15 protein-coding genes and 1 pseudogene are annotated in these 18,472 nt (G+C 66.1%); 7 read left to right on the forward strand and 9 right to left on the reverse strand.

Translation table 11 applies throughout. The features are described from left to right. Positions 1-81 precede the first annotated feature (81 nt). From NYZ95_RS15705 to NYZ95_RS15720, 4 genes are read left to right on the forward strand one after another with little or no spacing between them, the layout of a single operon-like run. Entirely contained in the window at positions 82-486 is a 405-nt protein-coding gene (locus NYZ95_RS15705) for a helix-turn-helix domain-containing protein (protein WP_262852265.1), read from the forward strand. Further along, complete coding sequence (locus NYZ95_RS15710) at positions 486-2,858, forward strand: hypothetical protein (RefSeq protein WP_262852266.1); 2,373 nt, start codon at positions 486-488, stop codon at positions 2,856-2,858. The genes NYZ95_RS15705 and NYZ95_RS15710 overlap by 1 nt, the downstream gene beginning before the upstream one ends. Positions 2,859-2,892: 34 nt before the next feature. Beyond that, entirely contained in the window at positions 2,893-3,573 is a 681-nt protein-coding gene (locus NYZ95_RS15715) for a vWA domain-containing protein (protein WP_262852267.1), read from the forward strand. Position 3,574: 1 nt separating this feature from the next. Continuing rightward, on the forward strand, positions 3,575-4,327 hold the full coding sequence (locus NYZ95_RS15720) for a PP2C family serine/threonine-protein phosphatase (RefSeq protein ID WP_262852268.1): 753 nt from the start codon (positions 3,575-3,577) through the stop codon (positions 4,325-4,327). 40 nt (positions 4,328-4,367) lie between these two features. On the opposite strand, the gene NYZ95_RS15725 is transcribed toward NYZ95_RS15720, so the two are convergent. The 3 genes from NYZ95_RS15725 to NYZ95_RS15735 are packed head-to-tail and all read right to left on the reverse strand — an operon-like array spanning position 4,368 to position 7,477. Beyond that, complete coding sequence (locus NYZ95_RS15725; protein WP_262852269.1) at positions 4,368-5,831, reverse strand: PrgI family protein; 1,464 nt, start codon at positions 5,829-5,831, stop codon at positions 4,368-4,370. 3 nt (positions 5,832-5,834) lie between these two features. Continuing rightward, complete coding sequence (locus NYZ95_RS15730; protein WP_262852270.1) at positions 5,835-7,133, reverse strand: TrbL/VirB6 family protein; 1,299 nt, start codon at positions 7,131-7,133, stop codon at positions 5,835-5,837. 26 nt (positions 7,134-7,159) lie between these two features. Further along, a complete protein-coding gene (locus NYZ95_RS15735; RefSeq protein ID WP_262852271.1) occupies positions 7,160-7,477 on the reverse strand; it encodes a DUF6112 family protein in 318 nt (105 codons plus the stop codon). Between the two features lie 128 nt (positions 7,478-7,605). Between NYZ95_RS15735 and NYZ95_RS15740 the strand changes: the two genes are divergently transcribed. Then, positions 7,606-8,886, forward strand: coding sequence for a hypothetical protein (locus tag NYZ95_RS15740; RefSeq protein WP_262852272.1), 1,281 nt, complete (start codon positions 7,606-7,608; stop codon positions 8,884-8,886). A gap of 168 nt (positions 8,887-9,054) precedes the next feature. On the opposite strand, the gene NYZ95_RS15745 is transcribed toward NYZ95_RS15740, so the two are convergent. From NYZ95_RS15745 to NYZ95_RS15770, 6 genes are all read right to left on the reverse strand, one after another. Beyond that, positions 9,055-9,348 (reverse strand): DUF6112 family protein, encoded by a 294-nt coding sequence (locus NYZ95_RS15745; protein WP_262852273.1) that lies wholly within the window; start codon positions 9,346-9,348, stop codon positions 9,055-9,057. 6 nt (positions 9,349-9,354) lie between these two features. After that, positions 9,355-10,215: a M23 family metallopeptidase gene (locus tag NYZ95_RS15750; RefSeq protein ID WP_262852274.1), complete on the reverse strand. Its 861-nt coding sequence runs from the start codon at positions 10,213-10,215 to the stop codon at positions 9,355-9,357. A gap of 216 nt (positions 10,216-10,431) precedes the next feature. Continuing rightward, positions 10,432-11,274: a ParB N-terminal domain-containing protein gene (locus NYZ95_RS15755; protein ID WP_262852275.1), complete on the reverse strand. Its 843-nt coding sequence runs from the start codon at positions 11,272-11,274 to the stop codon at positions 10,432-10,434. Further along, positions 11,267-12,115, reverse strand: coding sequence for a hypothetical protein (locus tag NYZ95_RS15760; RefSeq protein WP_262852276.1), 849 nt, complete (start codon positions 12,113-12,115; stop codon positions 11,267-11,269). Before NYZ95_RS15760 ends, NYZ95_RS15755 begins: the two co-directional genes overlap by 8 nt. Continuing rightward, positions 12,112-12,489 (reverse strand): hypothetical protein, encoded by a 378-nt coding sequence (locus NYZ95_RS15765; RefSeq protein WP_262852277.1) that lies wholly within the window; start codon positions 12,487-12,489, stop codon positions 12,112-12,114. The genes NYZ95_RS15760 and NYZ95_RS15765 overlap by 4 nt, the downstream gene beginning before the upstream one ends. After that, entirely contained in the window at positions 12,486-13,403 is a 918-nt protein-coding gene (locus NYZ95_RS15770) for a bifunctional DNA primase/polymerase (protein WP_262852278.1), read from the reverse strand. The genes NYZ95_RS15765 and NYZ95_RS15770 overlap by 4 nt, the downstream gene beginning before the upstream one ends. Positions 13,404-13,463: 60 nt before the next feature. On the opposite strand from NYZ95_RS15770, the pseudogene NYZ95_RS15775 reads away from it, so the two are divergent. Together NYZ95_RS15775 and mobF are read left to right on the forward strand one after the other, a co-directional pair. Continuing rightward, positions 13,464-14,759 (forward strand): annotated as a pseudogene (locus NYZ95_RS15775) (IS3 family transposase). 136 nt (positions 14,760-14,895) lie between these two features. Continuing rightward, on the forward strand, positions 14,896-18,411 hold the full coding sequence (mobF, locus tag NYZ95_RS15780) for a MobF family relaxase (RefSeq protein WP_262852279.1): 3,516 nt from the start codon (positions 14,896-14,898) through the stop codon (positions 18,409-18,411). Positions 18,412-18,472 lie beyond the last annotated feature (61 nt).

An 18,472-nucleotide genomic window follows, 5' to 3' on the forward strand; every position in this document is an offset into this window, starting at 1 on the left:
AGGTTGCACTTACGACACTTAGATTTCAGATGCGTCAGATACAGACACGTGTGACAGTTAGGAGGAGTCGTGGTCGGACACGTGGAACGTGCGATCCAGTCGGTCCGCGCGGCCTTGGCGGAGACCAACGATCCGGTCGCAGTCACGCTCTCGATCCCGCGCGACACTGCCCAGAAGCTCCTCGAACTACTGGAGGCCGAGGGCATCGCCGGTGCCGTGGTCGTCCCAGTCAAGGAGCAATTCACCACAACCGAGGCAGCCAAGATGCTTGGCATCTCGCGTCCCACCTTGATGAAGCTGATTGATTCCGGCGAGATCGACAGCGTCAAGGTCGCGAGTCACCACCGCATTCCCGCGCCAGCGATTGCTCGTTACGAGCACGCCCGCGCCGTGAGCCGAAGCCGTGCAGCGGAGGCCATCGAGGGGTTTGCCGACGACGTCAAGGCCGGCTTCCAGCAGAACGTCTCGTTTGGCGGGAATGATTAATGAGGGCCCCCAAGCGAGTGAACCCGCTCGACTTCGTTAGCCCCGGCGGGCGACTGCTCATCGACACGAGCGTCTTCATGGACGACCGACCCGAACGGCGAGGTGGCCTAAAGGCACTGCTCGAACGATGCGGCCAGCAGATTCGGCTCAATGACAACCCGATCGTGATCCCGACCGACGTGATCGAGGAGCTGACGAGGCAGAGCCGGAAGGTTGACCCGGACCGAGAAGAGGCGATCCGCCGTGCAGGCGTGGCACTTGGGTTCATCGAGGACGCCGCGGCCCTCAAGTTGATGCGCACCGACATCGGTCACGATGCGACGCACTACGCGGACTCTGTCTTCGAGGCCATATTCACGCGTTACGCGAACCAGTACGACATGTGCCTCATCATCAACGACATCACGCCGCTGCTCCATGTCCGCTTGTTGTCGGCATCGAGCAGCAAGCAACTCGTCGCGGGATCACTCACGAGCGACGGACTCGTCGAAGTAGAGAGTGATCAGACCCTGTACGAGCGAGGAGTGCGGAAACTTCGTCGCAAGCAGGACGAGGGAGATGCCCGCGAGGTTGCCGCGTTGAGCCCGCTCCTCGCCGACTTCAAGGGACAGTTCGGGACCGCAGAGCCGGTGGACCGTCGCCCGGGTGCGACTGCCGCCAGGGCGTCGATTGGGGTAGCGACCGTTCGGCGCCGCGTCGAGCCATTCGACGGAAACGCTCCGTTCAGGGGCGCGGACACGCCCATTGAGGTGGCCAGCATTCCGGGCCCCGGAGATAAGGTCCACCTCGAATCTCCGGCTGGCCGTGGATGGGTCGTTCTCGATGAGCTCCTCGGCGAGGGCGGCGAGGGTGCGGCATACGCAGTCGATGGCGACCGCGTCATCAAGATCTTCGACCGTGACCATGTCACGCGCCACCGCCAGGCGAAGGTCGAGCACTTCACCTCTAGGAGCCTGCACTCGGAAGGAATCTGCTTCCCCGAGGCAGTCGTCACAAATGAAGCGGGCGAGTTCGTCGGCTACATGATGCCTCGAGCCAGGGGCAACGAGTTCCGCGTGATCATGAATCCGCGACGATTCCTCAAGGCCTTCCCCGGCTGGACGAAGGCAGACCTCGTTGATGTCTGCATCTCCTTCCTGGAGAAGGTCTCCTACCTGCACTCGCTCAACGTGATCGTTGGTGACATCAACCCAAAGAACGTCGTCGTGGACGAGGCGAAGAATGTCTGGATGATCGACGCCGACTCCTGGCAGGTCGAGGGGTACCCGTGCCCAGTTGGGACTCCCATGTTCACAGCCGCGTCGGCACTTGGCCGACCGTACGCCGAGTCGCTTCGCACAATGGAAGAGGAGCTCTTCGCTGTCGCCACGATGCTCTTCATGGTCCTGATCACGGGTCAGTTCCCATACGCCCGATCGGGATCGGACGGGGACATTGCCCGTCTGGTCAAGGACGGCAACTTCGCCTTCCAGGTGGGTGAACGCTCAAACCGTGACCAGCCTGAAGGCAACTGGAAGTACATGTGGAGCCACATGCCGCGCGACCTCAAGGAGATGTTCTGGCACACATTCCACCGTGACGGCAATCGGTACACGTCGCCCCCGACCGCAGACGAGTGGCTCCGAGCGTTTCGGAGGTATCGCTGGTGGCTCGGCAGCGACAAAAACTTCGACCCAATGTCGAACGATGTGTACCCATTCCGATTCAAGGCGTTCAAGCCTGATACGCCCATCCTCGACTGTCCCCAGTGCCGTCGTGCACACGCGCTCGTGGGTGAGTGGAGTGAAGCCACCCAGGAGCACAGCATCCCCGACATGTGCTTCGACTGCCGCCAGCAGAACCGACCGAAGTGCTCCGACTGCGGGACCCCGCGACCGCCAGGGGCCCTGAAGAACGGACGCTGCCGAGAGTGCAATCGCAAACGCGACTTCGGCACCTGCGAACGTTGCGGCAAGGAGACGCCGCGTCGCTACCTCGTTGATGGCCGGTGTTCCAAGTGCCAGACGGGCACCTGCAAGAGCTGCAACAAGTCGGTTCTTAAGTCCGATCTCTCCTACGGCCGCTGCTCGGCTTGCGAGAAGCGAGCCAAGGCGCTCGACCCGTCCAGGCTGTGCACCGACTGTCGGCAACCGTTCATCGACTTTGACCACATCGAGTGGTTCAAGTCGAAAGGGCTTGAGGTGGCGAAATCCCACGCCGCCATCAAGAAGACGTGCCCGCCGACGACGGCAAGGGCCCGCGCGACGACGTCGTCCCGCACTCACCGTGCCCCGCGCACGTCTCCCTCGCCATCCAAGCCGACTGCATCGAAGCCCACTCTCCAGCAGCAGCCCAGCTTGTGGGGGCGCCTGCAGAAGTGGTGGAACAGTTGAAGATCTCAAACCCACCCAGAAAGGAATGCTGACCATGGCATTCGATATCCGAGCCGACGACCTAGTCGAGAACCCAACTCCAAGAGTCCCGGTTTCACTCTGCATCGACACGAGCGGCTCCATGGCCGGCGACAAGATCCGCGAGCTCATCGAGGGGATCGGACTATTCTACGCCGCCATCGATGAGGACGACGATGCCCACGACTCAGCCGAGGTCTGCGTCGTTGCTTTCAACTCGGGAGCTGACCTCGTTCAGGATTTCGCGAGCATCGAAGGGCTCCGACGAGACGTCTCGATTTCGCCCAGCGGTCTTACCCATATGGGCGAAGGCGTGAATCTCGCTCTCGACACACTTGAGAAGCGGAAGTCGCAGTACTCCGACACCGGCGTCCTGTACTACCAGCCGTGGCTCGTCCTCATGACCGACGGCCAGCCGAACGGCGATAGGGCCGCGTTGGAGCGGGCGATCGAGCGGGTGACAAGCATGGTCGACAGCAAGAAACTCACGGTCTTCCCGATCGGGATCGGAAGTGATGCAGACCTCGATGTCCTTGGGAGATTCTCACCGGGGCGACCGCCGCTTCGCTTGCAGGGCCTGAACTTCAAAGAGTTCTTCGAGTGGCTATCGAAGTCCGTTTCCAAGGTCTCTCAGTCGATGCCAGGCGGCGAGCCCCCCATCGACTTTGGATCTATTCGAGGCATCGAGGATCTCTGAGTTGTTCCGGGCGTTCCACTATCAGGTCAGAGGCCGTGGTCACGTCCTCGACGGCGTTCGTGGCCAAGACCGTACGGCCTACCTAGCGCGCAACAGGGTGCAGGTGATGTGCCTGTCGGACGGGGCAGGCTCCGCCACGCACGCAGAGTTCGGTGCCCAGGCTCTCGTCGACGCTGGATGCAGGCTGCTCGTGGAACGTTTCAGCGATTTCGTCGCCAGCCAGGACGGCGCATCGCTGAAGCTTGAGATTGTGGAATACCTGCTCGAGCGTCTCGGGGACGTGGCCGAACGTCAGGGCGTTCAGATTCGGGACCTGGCAGCCACCTTCCTCGCTGTTGCTGCGGCGGGCGACAAGTTCCTGATCCTCCACGTCGGCGACGGAGTCATCGGATACGTGAAGGACGGAAGTGCACAGGTTGCTTCTGGCCCAGACAACTCAGAGTTCGCAAATCAGACCAGCTTCGTGACCTCGAAGACGGCAGCCGGCGCTATGAGGATTCTGCGCGGCGACCTTAACGGCGTCGATGGTTTCATCATGATGAGCGACGGCACGGCGAACAGTCTCTACGACTCCCGAACCGAGGAACTTGCCCCAGCCTGCTTGAAGATCGTGGCACGCCTGTCATCCGCTCCGACAACCCGAACCAAGAATCCCGAGTACAGAAAGCAGTTGCGCCGGCTAATCGACACGAAGGTCCGATTTGCTACTAAGGACGATTGCTCGATCGGCGTCCTTGCGAGGAAGTCGGGGTAGCCGCCCCTGGTGAGAGGTGCAGTACGTTGCGCACGCGGAATCAGACGTTCCGGCACAGGGGTAAGGCGGCGGCTGTAAATGCCTGGGCTTGCTGCCCCCAGAGCCGCCTGGTCTCGCAGGAGGCTTGGATGGCCGCTTGCTCGATGTCGGCCACGGCGCGTTCGAGCTCGTCAGGGTCTTGGGCGCTGACAGCGATGAGTCCCGTGGTGCGGAGGATGCCGTGGCCGGCGGTGAGGTCGGCCTCCTGCTGGAGGACGTCGCTGTACTCGGCCGACTGCTGGGCGTCCTCGATCTGGCCGATCCGCTGGCGCTGGGCGGCATCAGAGATGTACTCGGTCTTCTTCTTGCGGATGTCTCTCGCGGCCTGGTCGGTGCGCATGGGCGTGTAGATCAGAGTGAAGGTGCGGCGGATTCCCGACGACAGGAGCACGGGCGCGAGGAAGCCCGGGTAGACCAGGGAGCGCGGCCACTCGCTGATCCAGAGCACGCAGTGGTGCGCGGAGTCCGAGCGCACGCTCGACCAGTTCTCGGTGACGGCGACCGGCCCGGCGGAAGCGAGGTCGCGGCCGAGATCGCCGTGGCGTTCCAACGCGCCGGCGACGACCGGGTCGTAGGCCGAACGCAGGATGACCGCCAGGTCACCAGGCTCCAGCCAACCGGACGGAGCGAGGTCAGCAGCTCGGAGCGCGGCGGTCATGGTCGACATCTCCTGCCGCAGCACGGCCGCGGCTCCTCGGTTGCCGCCACCAGCAGCGCGGATCGCGCGGCCAGCAGCCTTTATGTCGAGTGAGATCGAGACGGTGCTCGCGTGCCGTTCGCCCGCAGGGCCAGCGCGGTTGATGAGTTCGCCGTAAGTCGTCGACGTCCACGAGTCGTTCTGGCGACCGTGCTGGGACCACCACTCAGCGAGTCCCTTGCCGGAGTCAGGCAGGGTCTTCTCCATCACCTGCAACGAGGCGATGCGCCCGGAGCGGCAAGCGGTGGCGAGGACGCGCCCCCAGCTCGTGACCCGGCGCTGCTGTTCGAGGGGGTCGAGCAGGATGAACGCCGGGTGTGTGACGCCGACGATGGCGGTCAGCGTGGCGGCGTGTGGGTCGTGGACCATCACCGCCCCGCACTCGGGGTCGAACCATTGGCGAAGTCGAGCTGCATCGCCGGGCAACGACAGCGTTCCGGCCGGTCGTGGTTTGACGATGCGGCGGCGGAACAGGAGTTGCCCGCCGGTCGAGCGCCACATCCACTTGGTGACTACTGGGAGCCACTCGACGATCTTGCGGCCACCGATGGCGACGAACGAGAGGGCAGCGCAGAGCAGGAGGATCGGGACGACGTACATCAGTGACTCGCCGACGCCGAAGTAGAGGGCGAAGACCAGGACGATCGCGCCGATGCCGACCACGACGAGCTGCGACCCGGAGAGTCCGAGGAGAACGCCACGTCGGGTGAGGCGGGAGAACTTGACCGGCGCGAGTTCGTAGTGGTGCGCGGTTGCTTGGCTTCTCATCACTCAGCCCTTCTTGCCGTTCGACTGGGCGGGGATCGAGTCCGCAACGTGAGGCGGCAGCGGTGTGCCTGAGGGTGTGGCGGGCATCTTCTGGGCGGCGTCGGTCTGTTCGGATGCAGCGCCACCGACCACCTTGCCTGTGCGCACCCCTGCGGTGGCGGCTTCCTTCGCCACTACGACCCCGGCGGCGACGCCTCCCGCAGCCGCGCCACCAGCGGCAGCGCCGCCTTTTCCAGAAGTCGCGCCAGCCGTGCCGGTCGATGGTCCCGACCCGGTAGTGGGAACAGGTGGCGTCGGGGAACCACCCGAGCCGCCGCCGCTGGACCCGCCATCGAGCACCTTGCTCGGCTGCGAACTTGGCGCGCGGTTCATCGGGATCGGCATTGGCCGGTTCAGCGCAGCCTTGCCCTCCTGCTCGGCCGACATCGCGTGGTACATGTCGAAGCCCATGAAGTTGATCGCCTTGTAAGTCATGTACGGCGCGAACCCGGCCATCAGCATCAGTACGACACCGGCGATCGGCTCTGACACCGACTGGATGTCGCTGTCGATGGGGGCGGAGACCTGTGCAGTGGCGAGCAGGAAGATCACTACCAGGACGACCTTCGAGAGGATGAGGGCGATCACGAACGATGCCCACTTGCTCACCCAGCCGCGCGTGTGGTCCCAGTTCGACCCGGCGAGGGCAATCGGAGCGAACACGATCGCGATGAGCAGGAGTGCCTTGCGGACCAGCAGGCTGATCCACACGATGCCTGCGGCGCCGATGGCGAGGCCGGCGATGAAGATGGTCAGGATCGCGCCTGCGCCGGGCGCCGCGACGTTGAGCCCGACGAGCCCGGTGGTCAACAGGGCGATGCGATCGCCCATCTCCTCCATGTTGGTCCCGGCCGCGTTGACGATGCCGACGCAGAGTTGATCGGTGATCTCCAGGGCGGTCGCAAGGAGCGCGAGAGCGACGAAGGAGCCGAGGATGGACTTCGCCAACCCGAGGGCGGCTCTCGACAGCGCGGAGGGTTCTCGTCGAACCATGCCGCCGATGACCTGGAGCATGAAGAAGCCGAGCATGACGAAGACGGCGATGCCGAAGAGGATGTTGTAGACCTTCGTGTACTGGCTGCTGGTGACGTCGACCATCGTGGTCGAGTCGAAGACTTCCCACACCGCCTCGAACATCCAGCCCGCCGCGTGCCCCATGCCCTGAGCGAGCCAGTCGAAGGGCGCCGAGACCAGCGCCCCCGCCGCGTCACCCGCGACGTCGCACACAGGCGAGATGACGGGCACATCGCAGACGTCGACCATCGAAGTTCCTTTCGTCCTCAGCCTGGTCAGACGGACTGGCCGACGTTCCAGAAGAAGTTGACGAGCGCGACGGACGCGCCGGTGACGATCGCTGCGCCTAGGCCGACGAGGACGCCGAACTTGCCTCGCCCGGCCAGGTGCGGGTTCGACGAGTTCGCGCCGAGCGCCCACACGATCGCGGAGATGATGAGAGCGAGGACGGCCAGGATCAGCCCAACGGTCATGGATGCGCCGACGATGGACTTGAGCTGATCGATGCCGGGTAGGCCGTTGGAGTTCGGACCGATGTTGATGTCCTGCGGCAGCAGCGACACGACTACCGCGGGTAGGCCAGGGCTGATCATGATTCCTCCTGAGTGTGTGGACGGTTCACTCGCTCAGGTGTTCGCCTCAGGGCCGTTCGGTCCTCTGGTCCGCGGCCGCGTGCGCCACCGCGCCGGGGTGAAGCAGGCCAGTGCGTAAGAATGTGGCTATGGACGAGCAGGAGGAACCGGAGGGCGGCGGCCTGGTTCCCGCAGAAGGCGGCGAGCACATCGTCATCAGTGACGGAGACGGTCTTGCCGTCATCGGCGATCCTGGCGCAGTTGAGCAGTACCTCCGGCGCGAAGGTCTCTGGGAGGTGTCGACGAGCCTCGACCTCCGCTGGTTGCGTCCGCTACTCACGTTCGGTGCCGAGGCAGCCCATTCGGTCGCCGACGCTGCGGCGAGCTCCGGCCGATGGGTGAAGTTGACCAAAGAGTCAGCGGAGAACGCCAAAGAGCACGGACTGATGGATACAAAGACTCCAGGTGTGCGTTGGTTGATGGCCGGGAAGCCCGGCGACATCAGCAAGTGGCTAGCGACCGAGACTGGGCCAATCGCATCCGCCGCTACTAACCCGCAAGCTCTGTCCGGCCTTGCCTCCCTCCTCTCTAACGCCGCAGGGGCTATGGCCCAGCTTGAGCGGAAGCAGGAGGTTCGCGAGATCACGGAGTTCCTAGCCGTCATCGACGGAAAGCTCGATGATGTGCGACGGACCCAGCGGGACGCTGTCCTGGCAAAGCTGGACGGGGTCTCCTTCGCGATCAACGAAGCTATGAGCATCCGCGAGAAGACCGGCCACGTCTCCGCGCCATCGTGGTCGAAGGTTCAGCACCTCACAGGGGACATTGCGGAGATTGAATCGAATGCCCTCCGTGCCCTTGATGCGCTCGCGTCGAAGGCAGGATCGGCCGCGAAGGTTCGGGCACTTGCAAAACTTGCACCGGAGATCGCCGGCGAGGTCGACGTCTGGCTATCTGTCTTAGCCCGCTGTTTCCAGCTGCACGAGGAGGCCGCAGTTCTCGAACTCGATCATGTTCGAGAGGTGGCGCCCGAGGATCTCGATGGCCACCGCCTCGCACTGAAGGAGTCGCGGGAGGGACTGCGCGAACGGATCACTCAAACGACTGTCGGTCTCGTGCGGAGGCTTGACCAAGCGGCCAGCGACGCCGACCTGGAGATCCTGCTTCACTCGCGCAGCGTTCGAGCAGTGGTTGAGTCGAGCAATCGGGTGGGTGCCTCAGTCGATGCCTTTCACCAACCGATTGGCATTGAGTCGGCGCATTCCGCGGTGTCTTCGATCGGATGGCGGGCAGCCCTGACAAAGCCTGATCAGTTGAAGGCAGCCGCGAAGGAGGCCGGCACGAAGGCCGCCGTGGGTGTCGGCGGAGTCGCTGTGGCGGCCGTGAGTGTCCTGGCTGCTCAGTCGGCCAAGGACAATCACAAGACCTAAGCCGAACCCGTGGCGCTCCTCGAGACCAACCTCGCCCGCATCAAGATGTCGGTCGCCGAGACCGATCCCTGGCGACCCAGGAGTCGGATCGGCTCCACCGGGAAGTCGGGCTTGCGACGGGGCTTGACGCCGTCGACGACCCCGTTCGAAGGGAGCTGCCCCCCTCGCTCACAATGTCGCTCCCACGTCGAGCAGCCAATTGGCCCAGGCGAGTGCCCCGCCCGTGAGGGCGGCGCCGCCGAGTGCGACGAACAATCCGGTTTTTCCTTTGCCTGCGGTCTGCCAGCTCCCTTGCGCCGAGCCGATCGCCCACGTTGCCGCGCAGATGACCACCATCAGGACGGAGATGATGAGGCCGTAGGTCAGCAGCGCACCGACGATGGCGCGGAGCTGGCTGGAACCACCGACGGCACCGAAGTCAGGGCCGACCATCGGGAGGGCTGTGTAGAGCTTCATGGTCATCAGGTGTCACCCGGCCGCCGTGAAGTGGAGGTGGTCGTAGTGGCCGCCCGTCACGCTGGACGGGTCGTGCATCCCTCCGCCGCCGTACGGTCGCCATCCTTCGGAGGACCGTGCATCCGACCAGATGCGGCCTTGCCAGATGAGGTACTCGACGCCGAGGGTCTCGGCGTTGTCCTTCAACCAGTTGGTGACTTTCCAGCCGTAGTCGAGCGCGTGGCCGGTCGCGGCGGTCCCGATGGAGTTGCCGAAGGTGCCGTCACAGGCGCGACCGAGCGGGTGCTCGGACTTAGTTCCTGGACGCTCGGACCAGCAGGCCCAGCGGGACTCGGGGAAGTTCTTCTGGACCTGGGCGAGGATGTGTGCGGTGCGCTCGGTGATCTGGCCTTCCGAGGTCGGGTCATCGACAAGGCCGTCGGGTTTGTTGCCGTCGTACGACGTCGCGGGGCCGGCCCAGTTGCAGCCCGCGTCACTGGCTTCTGCGCTTCCCTCGACGTCGGCCGCGCGGTTGGAGGCGAGCCACGGCTCCGGGTCGACGGGCGCGGCGTCAGCGCCACCGGGTCGGACCTCGAAGTGCAGGTGCGAGCCAGTGGAGTAGCCGTCGCTGCCGACGTCGGCGATGTACTGGCCAGCCTTCACCGTGTCGCCCGCCCTGACGTGGATGCCGTCGGCGTACATGTGCGCGTAGCCGGTGGCGACGCGCTGCCCACCCACCGTGTGCTCGATCACGATGAGGTGGCCGTAGCCCGTGGCTGGGCCGGCGAAGGCGACGCGACCGTCCGCCGCCGCGAGGGTGTGGGTGCCGGTCGAGGCAGCGAAGTCGACGCCCGTGTGGAGCTTGTACTCGCCGGTGACCGGGTGGACGCGCATTCCGAAGCCGCTTGCCCTCACCCAAGTCCCGGCCGGGAGAGGGAATGCGACGCGAGCGGTCTCGGGTAGCGTCCCTTCGACGGTCGAGACCGATGACGTCGCCCGGAGGCACTGTGCTTGCGCCGCCGGGCTGAGCAGAGCACCGAGCCCGAGCAGCAGGCTCGCTGGCGCGAAGAGAAGCGTGACCAGTCCGAGAACCGCCAGCTTGCCCATCGGTCAGTCCAAGGGCTTGTCGAGTAGCGACAATCGGAGCAGATGGCATTCGGGGTACGACGGCCCACACACGATGAAGACCGTGAACGCGACGGTGTGCTCGGACGCGACCGGCTCGCCCAGCTCCAGCGCCTCGTCGAGGTCCTCGTCGACGCCATCGCCGTCGCCGGACTTCATCAGCTCGGCCATTCGATGTGCCGCCTTCACCTTCTGGTAGCCCGGATCAACAGCCCCGCCGTTGCGGATCGCTGCTAGTTCGCCCTCGGCGATCTTCCGGAGGTCCTTCGGGAGACCGCGGTTGGCGGCGATGCGCTCCATTTCCAGGATCTGCTCCAGCCGGGCGTACGACGCCTTGCCGGTGACCATCTCGGCAGCACGTCGGCGGGCTGATCCGAGGCCGCCCTGCGGCCATGCTGATTCAGCATGGCCGGGCTGACCTGCGGGTTCTTCGTTCTCGTGCCCGAACTGGGTCGACCTCATTCGCCGTGCAGCGTCCTCGTCTATCAAGACCCGCAGCTCCGCGTAGAGCTTTGCCGCCTCCTCAGCGGCAAGGGGCTTGTGGGTCGTGTTCTCGTCGCGCTCCGCCAGGAGCCGGGTCAGCTCGTCGCTGATTCCGGACCTCACCCACACCCGCAAGGTGCTCCAACCGAGTTGTTTGGCCGCTTCGAGGCGGCGGTAGCCACAGATGAGGTAGCCGTCGGGCGTGATGGTGACGGGCTGGAGCAGTCCGACGCGCTTCATGGAGTCCATAAGTTGCGTGAGATCGCCTGCGTCGCGGCGGTGACGCTCGCCAACGACGATCGCGGTGATAGTCCGATCGAGTTCGACGTGTCCGCGGTCAGACATGAATGTCACCCGGCTCTGTTATCGGGACCGGGGCCGCACGCTCGACTGCGTCGGCGAGAGCGTGATCGTGGAAGAGGTCGCCCAGGTCGTCACCCGAGCAGAGCCGTAGCAGCATCCCACGGCCCGCCGCCGTCCCTTCGTAGTCGGGATGCGGGTCGCCTAGGACCGCGCGGAGCACTGCCAACCAAGCGTCTTGTTCAATGTCGAGTTGGCCGGGACCGTTGCCCTCGCGGCGCAGAGATTGCAGCGCGATGCGGGGATCGCCACAGCGACTCAACCGCGCAGCGATGTACTCAAGCCCGAGCCGGGCCTCGCGATCCCGCCAGCCCAGTTCCTTGAAGAACGTCACTGCGTCAGCAAGTGCGAAGAAAGCGTTGGTCGGTTCCTTCTCCGGGGTCTCCGGCTTTGTCGCGTATGGGTCGGCCATCATCGCGTGGCAGTGAAACGCCGGGTGGTAGTCGGCGATCTCGGAGTCGCGGTCGGCGAATCTCTCGGCATCGTGGTAGTCGAGGCCGGCCGTCTTGCGCGCCTGCCCGGTCGAGCAGAGCAGCCCCTCGGCCCGCGACTCGTAGATGAGGGTCAGCTCGACGGCGTGGGTGACGACCGCCCACGGGTCCTCGGCGACGCGAGTGGAGCGCATGCGCATGACCTCGAAGGCGGCAGCCGCGGCGTCGGTCGGCTCCATGCCGTACTTGTGCGCCAGCCCGGCGTACTTCTCCATCGTGTAGGTCATCAGCTCGGCGGCTTCCGGGCTGGTCTGCCACGCACTCCGTCCGGCGTAGGCGAGATCGAGCAGGAGGAGCCGCAGCCCCTCGGCGGTTGCAAAGCTTGGTTGCTTCATAGCCCGAGTCCTTCCTGATTGGTGATGCTCGGGCTTGCGGAGTCCGGTCGAGCGATCGAGGTGCGGGTGATGCGGCGTGACGCCTTCGAGACAGCAGCGCCAGGGGTGCGACGTGCGCGGCGAGTCAGCTCGGCCTGGAGGTCGATGCCGCGACGTACGAACTTGGAGCCGAGCAGGCTTGGCATCTCACTAGGACGCACCCACGCCACGCCGGGCTGGGAGCGTTCGGCGGCCCCCTGCGTGGCCCCGGCGGTCGGCACGGAAGGGTCGCGATGTACGGCGAGGGCATCGACGGCCTTCTCGGCCTCGGGGGTCGGGGCAGGTTCGGGGAGGGTGCGGTCGAGGCGGCGCTCGTAGGGCTCTGGCGTGTTCACAGTCCCACCGCCTCAACCGCCTGCGTAGGGCGCGGCTGGTTCGCGGGCCCCAGCCGAGACGCGATCCGGTATGCCGACCTGATCGTCGCGATCGCCTCCCGCTCGGGCAGACCAACGGCGTAAGCAGCCTCGCCGAGCAGGGAGGTCGTGGTGCTGAGGTCGTGGCCTTCCTCGGCCATCCGGCAGGCGGCCCAGAACAGGCCGCCGTTGCGGCCACCCTCGGGCCGGGACGCCACCCAGGCGGCGAGCTTGTGGGGGTGGGCGCCGATGGCAGGGACGTCGGTTGGGGGACGCATTGGCCGGGGCGGGTCTAGGAACCCGCGCAGGCCGTTGGCGTCGACCGACCACGGGTTGTGGTGCTCGGCGACCGCGATCGGCTGGTAGCTGCGGGTCACGCCGTCCTCACCGGTAACCCGGGAGGGCGGGACGATGATGTAGCCGCCGTCGCCCCGGAAGTCGATGTGCTTGCTCGGAACCTGCCACGACCGCTGTTCGCGCTCGGTGGTGCGGAGGAAGTAGGCGTGCAGGCCGCCCGACGGCGTGCGGACGAGCCAGGCCCAGCCTTCGACGAACCCGGCTCGCCGGGCGTGCTCGAAGGCGGCGTATCCGGAGCCGGCCTTGTGGATGTCGACGTCGACCACGTCGATGCCGCCGGCCGCGCCGGTCGGGACGCCGATGTTGGCGGCAGGCTGGCGACGCCACCAGAAGTTGATGCCGTCGGGGTCGGCGCTGGCGTCTCGGAAGCCGTGGGCGGTGAGCGGGCGCTTGCCGCCGGGGACGCATGGAAAGACCGGGATGCCTCTGGCTCCCAAATGCTCCGCCGCCCGCGCGAGATTGGGTGCGTTGACGATGTCGTTGATGAGCTGCGGACTCCACCGGATTGTCGCGGCTCCATGTTGGTGCAACTCGTTCATGCACGCGACTGAATCGCCCCGGGTCTGATGGAGGCTCTCAACCCATGGAGGATGAGAGTCATGGCAGCACCCAGGAAGTACCCAGACGAGCTGCGTGAGCGTGCCACGAGGATGGCCGTCGAGCTGCGGCAGGATCCGGCGACGAAGCAGGGCGCGATCGCACGGGTGGCCGAGCAGCTCGGCATGCACCCCGAGACCCTGCGGAACTGGGTCCGGCAGGCTGAGATCGATGGCGGTGTGCGCCCGGGCACGACAACGGCCGAGTCGGAGCGGATCGCGAGGCTCGAGCAGGAGAACCGCGAGTTGCGTCGGGCCAACCACATTCTGAAGACGTCGGCGGCTTTCTTCGCGGCGGAGCTCGACCGCCCCACCAGCAGGTAGTGGCCTACATCGACGCCCATCGCCACGACGTGGTCGATGGGCGCGAGGTCGGGGTCGAGCCGATCTGCGCTGTGCTGAAGAACGCCGGCGTGCAGATCGCCCCGAGCAGCTACTACGCCGCCAAGGTCAGGCCGCCGTCGGCACGCGCGATCCGTGATGCCGAACTGGTCACCGATATCAAGGTCGCCCACAAGGCAAACCTCGGGTGTCTACGGCGCGAGGAAGGTCCACGCCGAGCTCAACCGCGAAGGCGTCCGAGTCGCCCGCTGCACCGTCGAGCGGCTGATGAGGCAAGAGGGTCTGCGTGGGATTCCGCGGGAGAAGACCCGCAAGACCACCATCGGTGACGGCGCTGAGACCGAACGACCCGAGGACCTCGTCGACCGGAAGTTCGTCGCGATCGCGCCAAATCAGCTCTGGGTCGCGGATCTGACATACGTGCGGACGCACGCTGGCTGGACCTACGTCGCGTTCGTCCTGGATGTCTTCAGCCGGATGATCGTGGGCTGGCAGGTGTCGACCAGCCTGCGCACAGACCTGGCGTTGGATGCCCTCGACATGGGTCTGTGGAACCGGCAGCGGGCTGGCCAGGACGTCACCGGCCTCGTGCATCACAGCGATCGCGGAGTGCAATATCGAGCGATTCGCTACACCGAACGTCTGGCCGAAGCCGAGGCCGTCGCGTCCGTCGGATCGCGGGGAGACAGCTACGACAACGCGATGGCCGAGGCGCTCAACTCGTTGTTCAAGGCCGAGTGCATCCGCAACCCGGTCATGCGGCCCAAGGGCGGCTGGAAGACCGTGGGCGACGTCGAGATCGCTGTCGCCGAATACGTCGACTGGTTCAACCACCGGCGTCTGCACGGCGAGATCGGACTGATCCCGCCGGCCGAGTTCGAGGCCAACCACTGGGCCCAGATCACGCCCGAGCACTACCCTGAGACACCCGTCCCGACCGGGGCTGGTTCCAAGTAACCGAGCCTCCACGAAACCCGGGGCGATTCAGAGGGCGCCGTCGCCCGGAGCCTGTGGACAACTCGGCCCGAACTGGGGGCTGTGGAACGTCGCGCACACCTTCACGCCAAGGAGGTGTGCAGGGGTGACCGTTTCGATGAGAAAGATCGCGGCGGGCCGCGGCTACGACTACCTGCTCAAGAGCGTGGTCCGAGGGGACGCCAACATGGCCGATCCGAACCCGGTCACGCGGTACTACACAGAGGCGGGCACCCCGCCGGGCCGTTGGATGGGTTCGGCCCTCCATGCCTTCGGCAGCGGCGAGATCAAGCGCGGGGACATGGTGACGCCGCAGCAGCTCCAGCTCCTGATCGGCGCGGGATTGGACCCGGTCACCGGCGAGAAGCTGGGCAGGGCGTTCCCCACGTTCCCGACCCTCAACAAGCGCATGGCCGACCGCGCGGCAGAACTCCCGTCCGACCTCACCGACGAGCAGCGTAAGGCTGCTCTTGCGCAGATCAAGGCCGAGGAGTCGAAGAAGCAGTCAGGCGGGGTGGCGGGCTTCGACTACACGTTCAGCGTGCCCAAGTCAGTCTCCGCACTGTGGGGTGTGGCCGACGCTGGCACCCAGGCGCTCATCGTCGAGGCCCACCACCAGGCCGTTGCCGAGGTGCTTGACTTCATGGAACGGGAAGTGGTCGCCACGAGGAGGGGCGTAGCAGCCGGCGACGGTGCCGTGATGCAGGCGGACATCGTCGGAGTTGCCGCCACGGCGTACGACCACTGGGACTCCCGGCTGGGCGATCCGCAGCTTCACACCCACGTCGTCATCTCCAGCAAGGTCAAGACGACGGAGGACGGACGATGGCGCAGCCTGGACGGGCGACCGATGTTCGAGGCGAATGTCCCGATCTCCGAGCACTACAACGCGGTGCTGGCCGACGGCATGACCCGACTGCTCGGGGTTGCGTGGGAGCAGCGGGACCGGGGCAAGAACCATAACCTCGCTTGGGAGCTTGCGCCCGTCCCCGAGGAGCTGATCCACGAGTTCTCCAGCCGAGCCTCCCACATCGAGCAGGAGGCCGATCGACTGATCGCGGAGTACGAGGCCGCGCACGGGCATCGCCCGTCCAGGAAGGAGATCATCGTGATGCGGGCACAGGCGACTCGTGCCACACGACCCGACAAGGAGATCCACTCGCTGTTCGACCTCACCACCGAATGGCGACGACGGGCGCGGAAGATCCTGGGGAGGGACGCAGTCGATTGGGCGAAGGAGGTCACCTCCCTTCCCATCGCCAGTCCTACCCTCCGGGCCGACGATGTGCCTCTCGACGTGGTCGGCGACGTGGCCGTTTCCGTTGTCGGCGCGGTCGAGGAGAAGCGCTCGACCTGGAAACACTGGAACCTCTGGGCCGAGGCATCCCGGCAGACGATGGGCTGGCGCTTCGCCAGGGCCGAGGACCGCGAGGTCGTGGTCGGGATGATCGTCGACGCCGCGAAGCAGGAGTCTCTGACTCTGACCCCGCCGGAGTTGGTGACCACGCCCGAGGTCTTCCGCCGACCCGACGGTACGACGCGCTTCCGGCCACGGCACTCGGTCGTGTTCACCTCCGAGGCGCTGCTCGCGGCTGAGGACCGGCTGCTGGCTCGCGCGGAGGACCTGTCGGCCCCGGAGGTCGACCTCGCCGTGATCGAGCGCGTGACCCGCAAGGAACACCTGTTGTCTGCCGAGCAGTCCAAGACGCTGGCCGGCATCGCCGTGTCCGGGCGGCAGGTCGACCTTCTCGTCGGCCCAGCTGGTGCAGGCAAGACCACCGCGATGCACGCGCTGAAGACAGCTTGGACGAGGGCCCACGGAAAAGGCAGTGTGGTCGGCCTCGCCCCGAGCGCAGTCGCGGCGCAGGTGCTGGCCGAGGACCTGGGCATCGGTTGCGAGAACACCGCGAAGTGGCTTCACGAGTTCGACCGTGGACGGGCGCAGTTCCGCAAGGGTCAGCTCGTCATCATCGACGAGGCCACCCTCGCCGGCACTCTGACCCTCGACCGGCTCACCGCGCTGGGGGCCGAGGCGGGCGCGAAGGTGCTGCTGGTCGGCGACTGGGCGCAGCTCCAGTCGGTCGACGCGGGCGGGGCGTTCAGCCTGCTGGCCTCCGCTCGTCCTGACACTCCCGAGCTCACCGAGGTCCACCGCTTCACCCACGAGTGGGAGAAGGCCGCCTCCCTCGGCCTGCGGCACGGACGGGCGGAGGTCATCAGCACCTACATGGCCAAGGACCGGGTCCAGGAGGGCACGACCGACGAGATGATGGACGCCGCCTACCTCGCCTGGGCGGCTGACGTGAAGCGCGGGCGTACGTCGATCCTCGTCGCCGAGGCGATGGAGATGGTGACCCGTTTCAACCGGCGAGCACGCGCCGACCGCATCGTCGCCAACCCTGTCGGTGACCTCGAGGTCAACCTTGCCGACGGCACCCAGGCGTCCGAGGGAGACCTCGTCATCACCAGGAACAACGACCGCCGCCTCCACCCCCTGCGCGGCGGCTGGGTCCGCAACGGTGACCGCTGGACCGTCACCCGCGTCCACAAGGACGGCTCGATGCAGGTCCAGCGCCTCGGCGTCGACTTTGGCGGCACGGTCACCCTGCCTGCGGCGTACGTCGCCGAGCACGTCGACCTCGGCTATGCGGTCACCGCCCACCGAGCCCAAGGCCTGACCGTCGACACCTCACCTGTCGTGGTGACTGGCTCGACCACGCGGGAGAACTTCTACGTCGCCATGACCCGAGGCCGGGACTCTAACATCGCTTACGTCGCGCTCGACAAGCCCGACGAGGGCCACGCGCCTCCCGAGCCTGACGAGGTGAACGCGCACACCGTTCTCTACGGCGTTCTCCAGCACATCGGCGGAGAACTTTCGGCGCACGAGATGATCGTCGCGGAGCAGGAACGGTGGTCGTCCATAGCCCAACTCGCCGCGGAGTACGAAACCATCGGAGCGGTCGCCCAGCGCGACCGATGGGTAGCGGCGATCAGGAGCAGCGGCCTGACCGATGCCCAGGTCGAGCAGGTGATGATCTCGCAGTCGCTCGGACCCCTCACCGCTGAGTTGCGCCGGGCCGAGTCCGACCGCTACGACGTCGCCGGACGCCTGCCAGCCCTCGTCGCCCGAAGGTCTCTCGACGACGCCGAGGACATCGGTGCCGTTCTCATCAGCCGACTCCAGAAGGCAGCCCAACCGACGAAGAGCAAGCGTCGCCCGTCCCCGAAGCTGGTCGTCGGCTTGATCCCGGTCGCTGATGGCCCGATGAGTCCCGAAATGGCCAAGGTGCTCGGCGAGCTCGCCGACCTGATGGAAGGCCGGGCGATGACGCTGGCCGAGAGGGCGGTCGAGAACAAGGCGTCCTGGCTGAAGCGGCTGGGCACGCCGCCGACGACCGCGACAACCCGGCGTCGTTGGCTCCGCGAGGTCAGGACAGTCGCCGCCTACCGCGACCGGTACAAGGTGGAGGGGCGCAGGGCTCTCGGTGCGCCCGCGAACGAGGCGCAGAAGCTTGACGCAGCCCGCGCCGAGCAGGCGATTCGTCGTGCCCGGGCCATTGCCGAGGACGCCGCCAACGCCCAGGACGGGCGCCGCCGGGCGCTCGAGGCGAGGGGACGGGCGATCGGGTAGCGGTACACAGAGGCTGTTCCGACCGAGTTATCCCCATGACGGGCGATGGTGTGCGCGTCAT

Origin of the sequence: Mumia quercus (genome assembly GCF_025506335.1) — a bacterium.
Classification (GTDB): Bacteria; Actinomycetota; Actinomycetes; order Propionibacteriales; family Nocardioidaceae; genus Mumia; species Mumia quercus.

Excerpts from the sequence above, each read along its gene's own strand:
- NYZ95_RS15755 (WP_262852275.1), bottom strand. The coding sequence starts at position 11,274 with ATGTCTGACCGCGGACACGTCGAACTCGATCGGACTATCACCGCGATC.
- mobF (WP_262852279.1), top strand. The coding sequence starts at position 14,896 with ATGAGAAAGATCGCGGCGGGCCGCGGCTACGACTACCTGCTCAAGAGC.
- NYZ95_RS15715 (WP_262852267.1), top strand. The coding sequence starts at position 2,893 with ATGGCATTCGATATCCGAGCCGACGACCTAGTCGAGAACCCAACTCCA.
- NYZ95_RS15725 (WP_262852269.1), bottom strand. The coding sequence starts at position 5,831 with ATGAGAAGCCAAGCAACCGCGCACCACTACGAACTCGCGCCGGTCAAG.
- NYZ95_RS15735 (WP_262852271.1), bottom strand. The coding sequence starts at position 7,477 with ATGATCAGCCCTGGCCTACCCGCGGTAGTCGTGTCGCTGCTGCCGCAG.
- NYZ95_RS15730 (WP_262852270.1), bottom strand. The coding sequence starts at position 7,133 with ATGGTCGACGTCTGCGATGTGCCCGTCATCTCGCCTGTGTGCGACGTC.
- NYZ95_RS15710 (WP_262852266.1), top strand. The coding sequence starts at position 486 with ATGAGGGCCCCCAAGCGAGTGAACCCGCTCGACTTCGTTAGCCCCGGC.
- NYZ95_RS15750 (WP_262852274.1), bottom strand. The coding sequence starts at position 10,215 with ATGCGCGTCCACCCGGTCACCGGCGAGTACAAGCTCCACACGGGCGTC.
- NYZ95_RS15745 (WP_262852273.1), bottom strand. The coding sequence starts at position 9,348 with ATGACCATGAAGCTCTACACAGCCCTCCCGATGGTCGGCCCTGACTTC.
- NYZ95_RS15740 (WP_262852272.1), top strand. The coding sequence starts at position 7,606 with ATGGACGAGCAGGAGGAACCGGAGGGCGGCGGCCTGGTTCCCGCAGAA.
- NYZ95_RS15770 (WP_262852278.1), bottom strand. The coding sequence starts at position 13,403 with ATGAACGAGTTGCACCAACATGGAGCCGCGACAATCCGGTGGAGTCCG.
- NYZ95_RS15760 (WP_262852276.1), bottom strand. The coding sequence starts at position 12,115 with ATGAAGCAACCAAGCTTTGCAACCGCCGAGGGGCTGCGGCTCCTCCTG.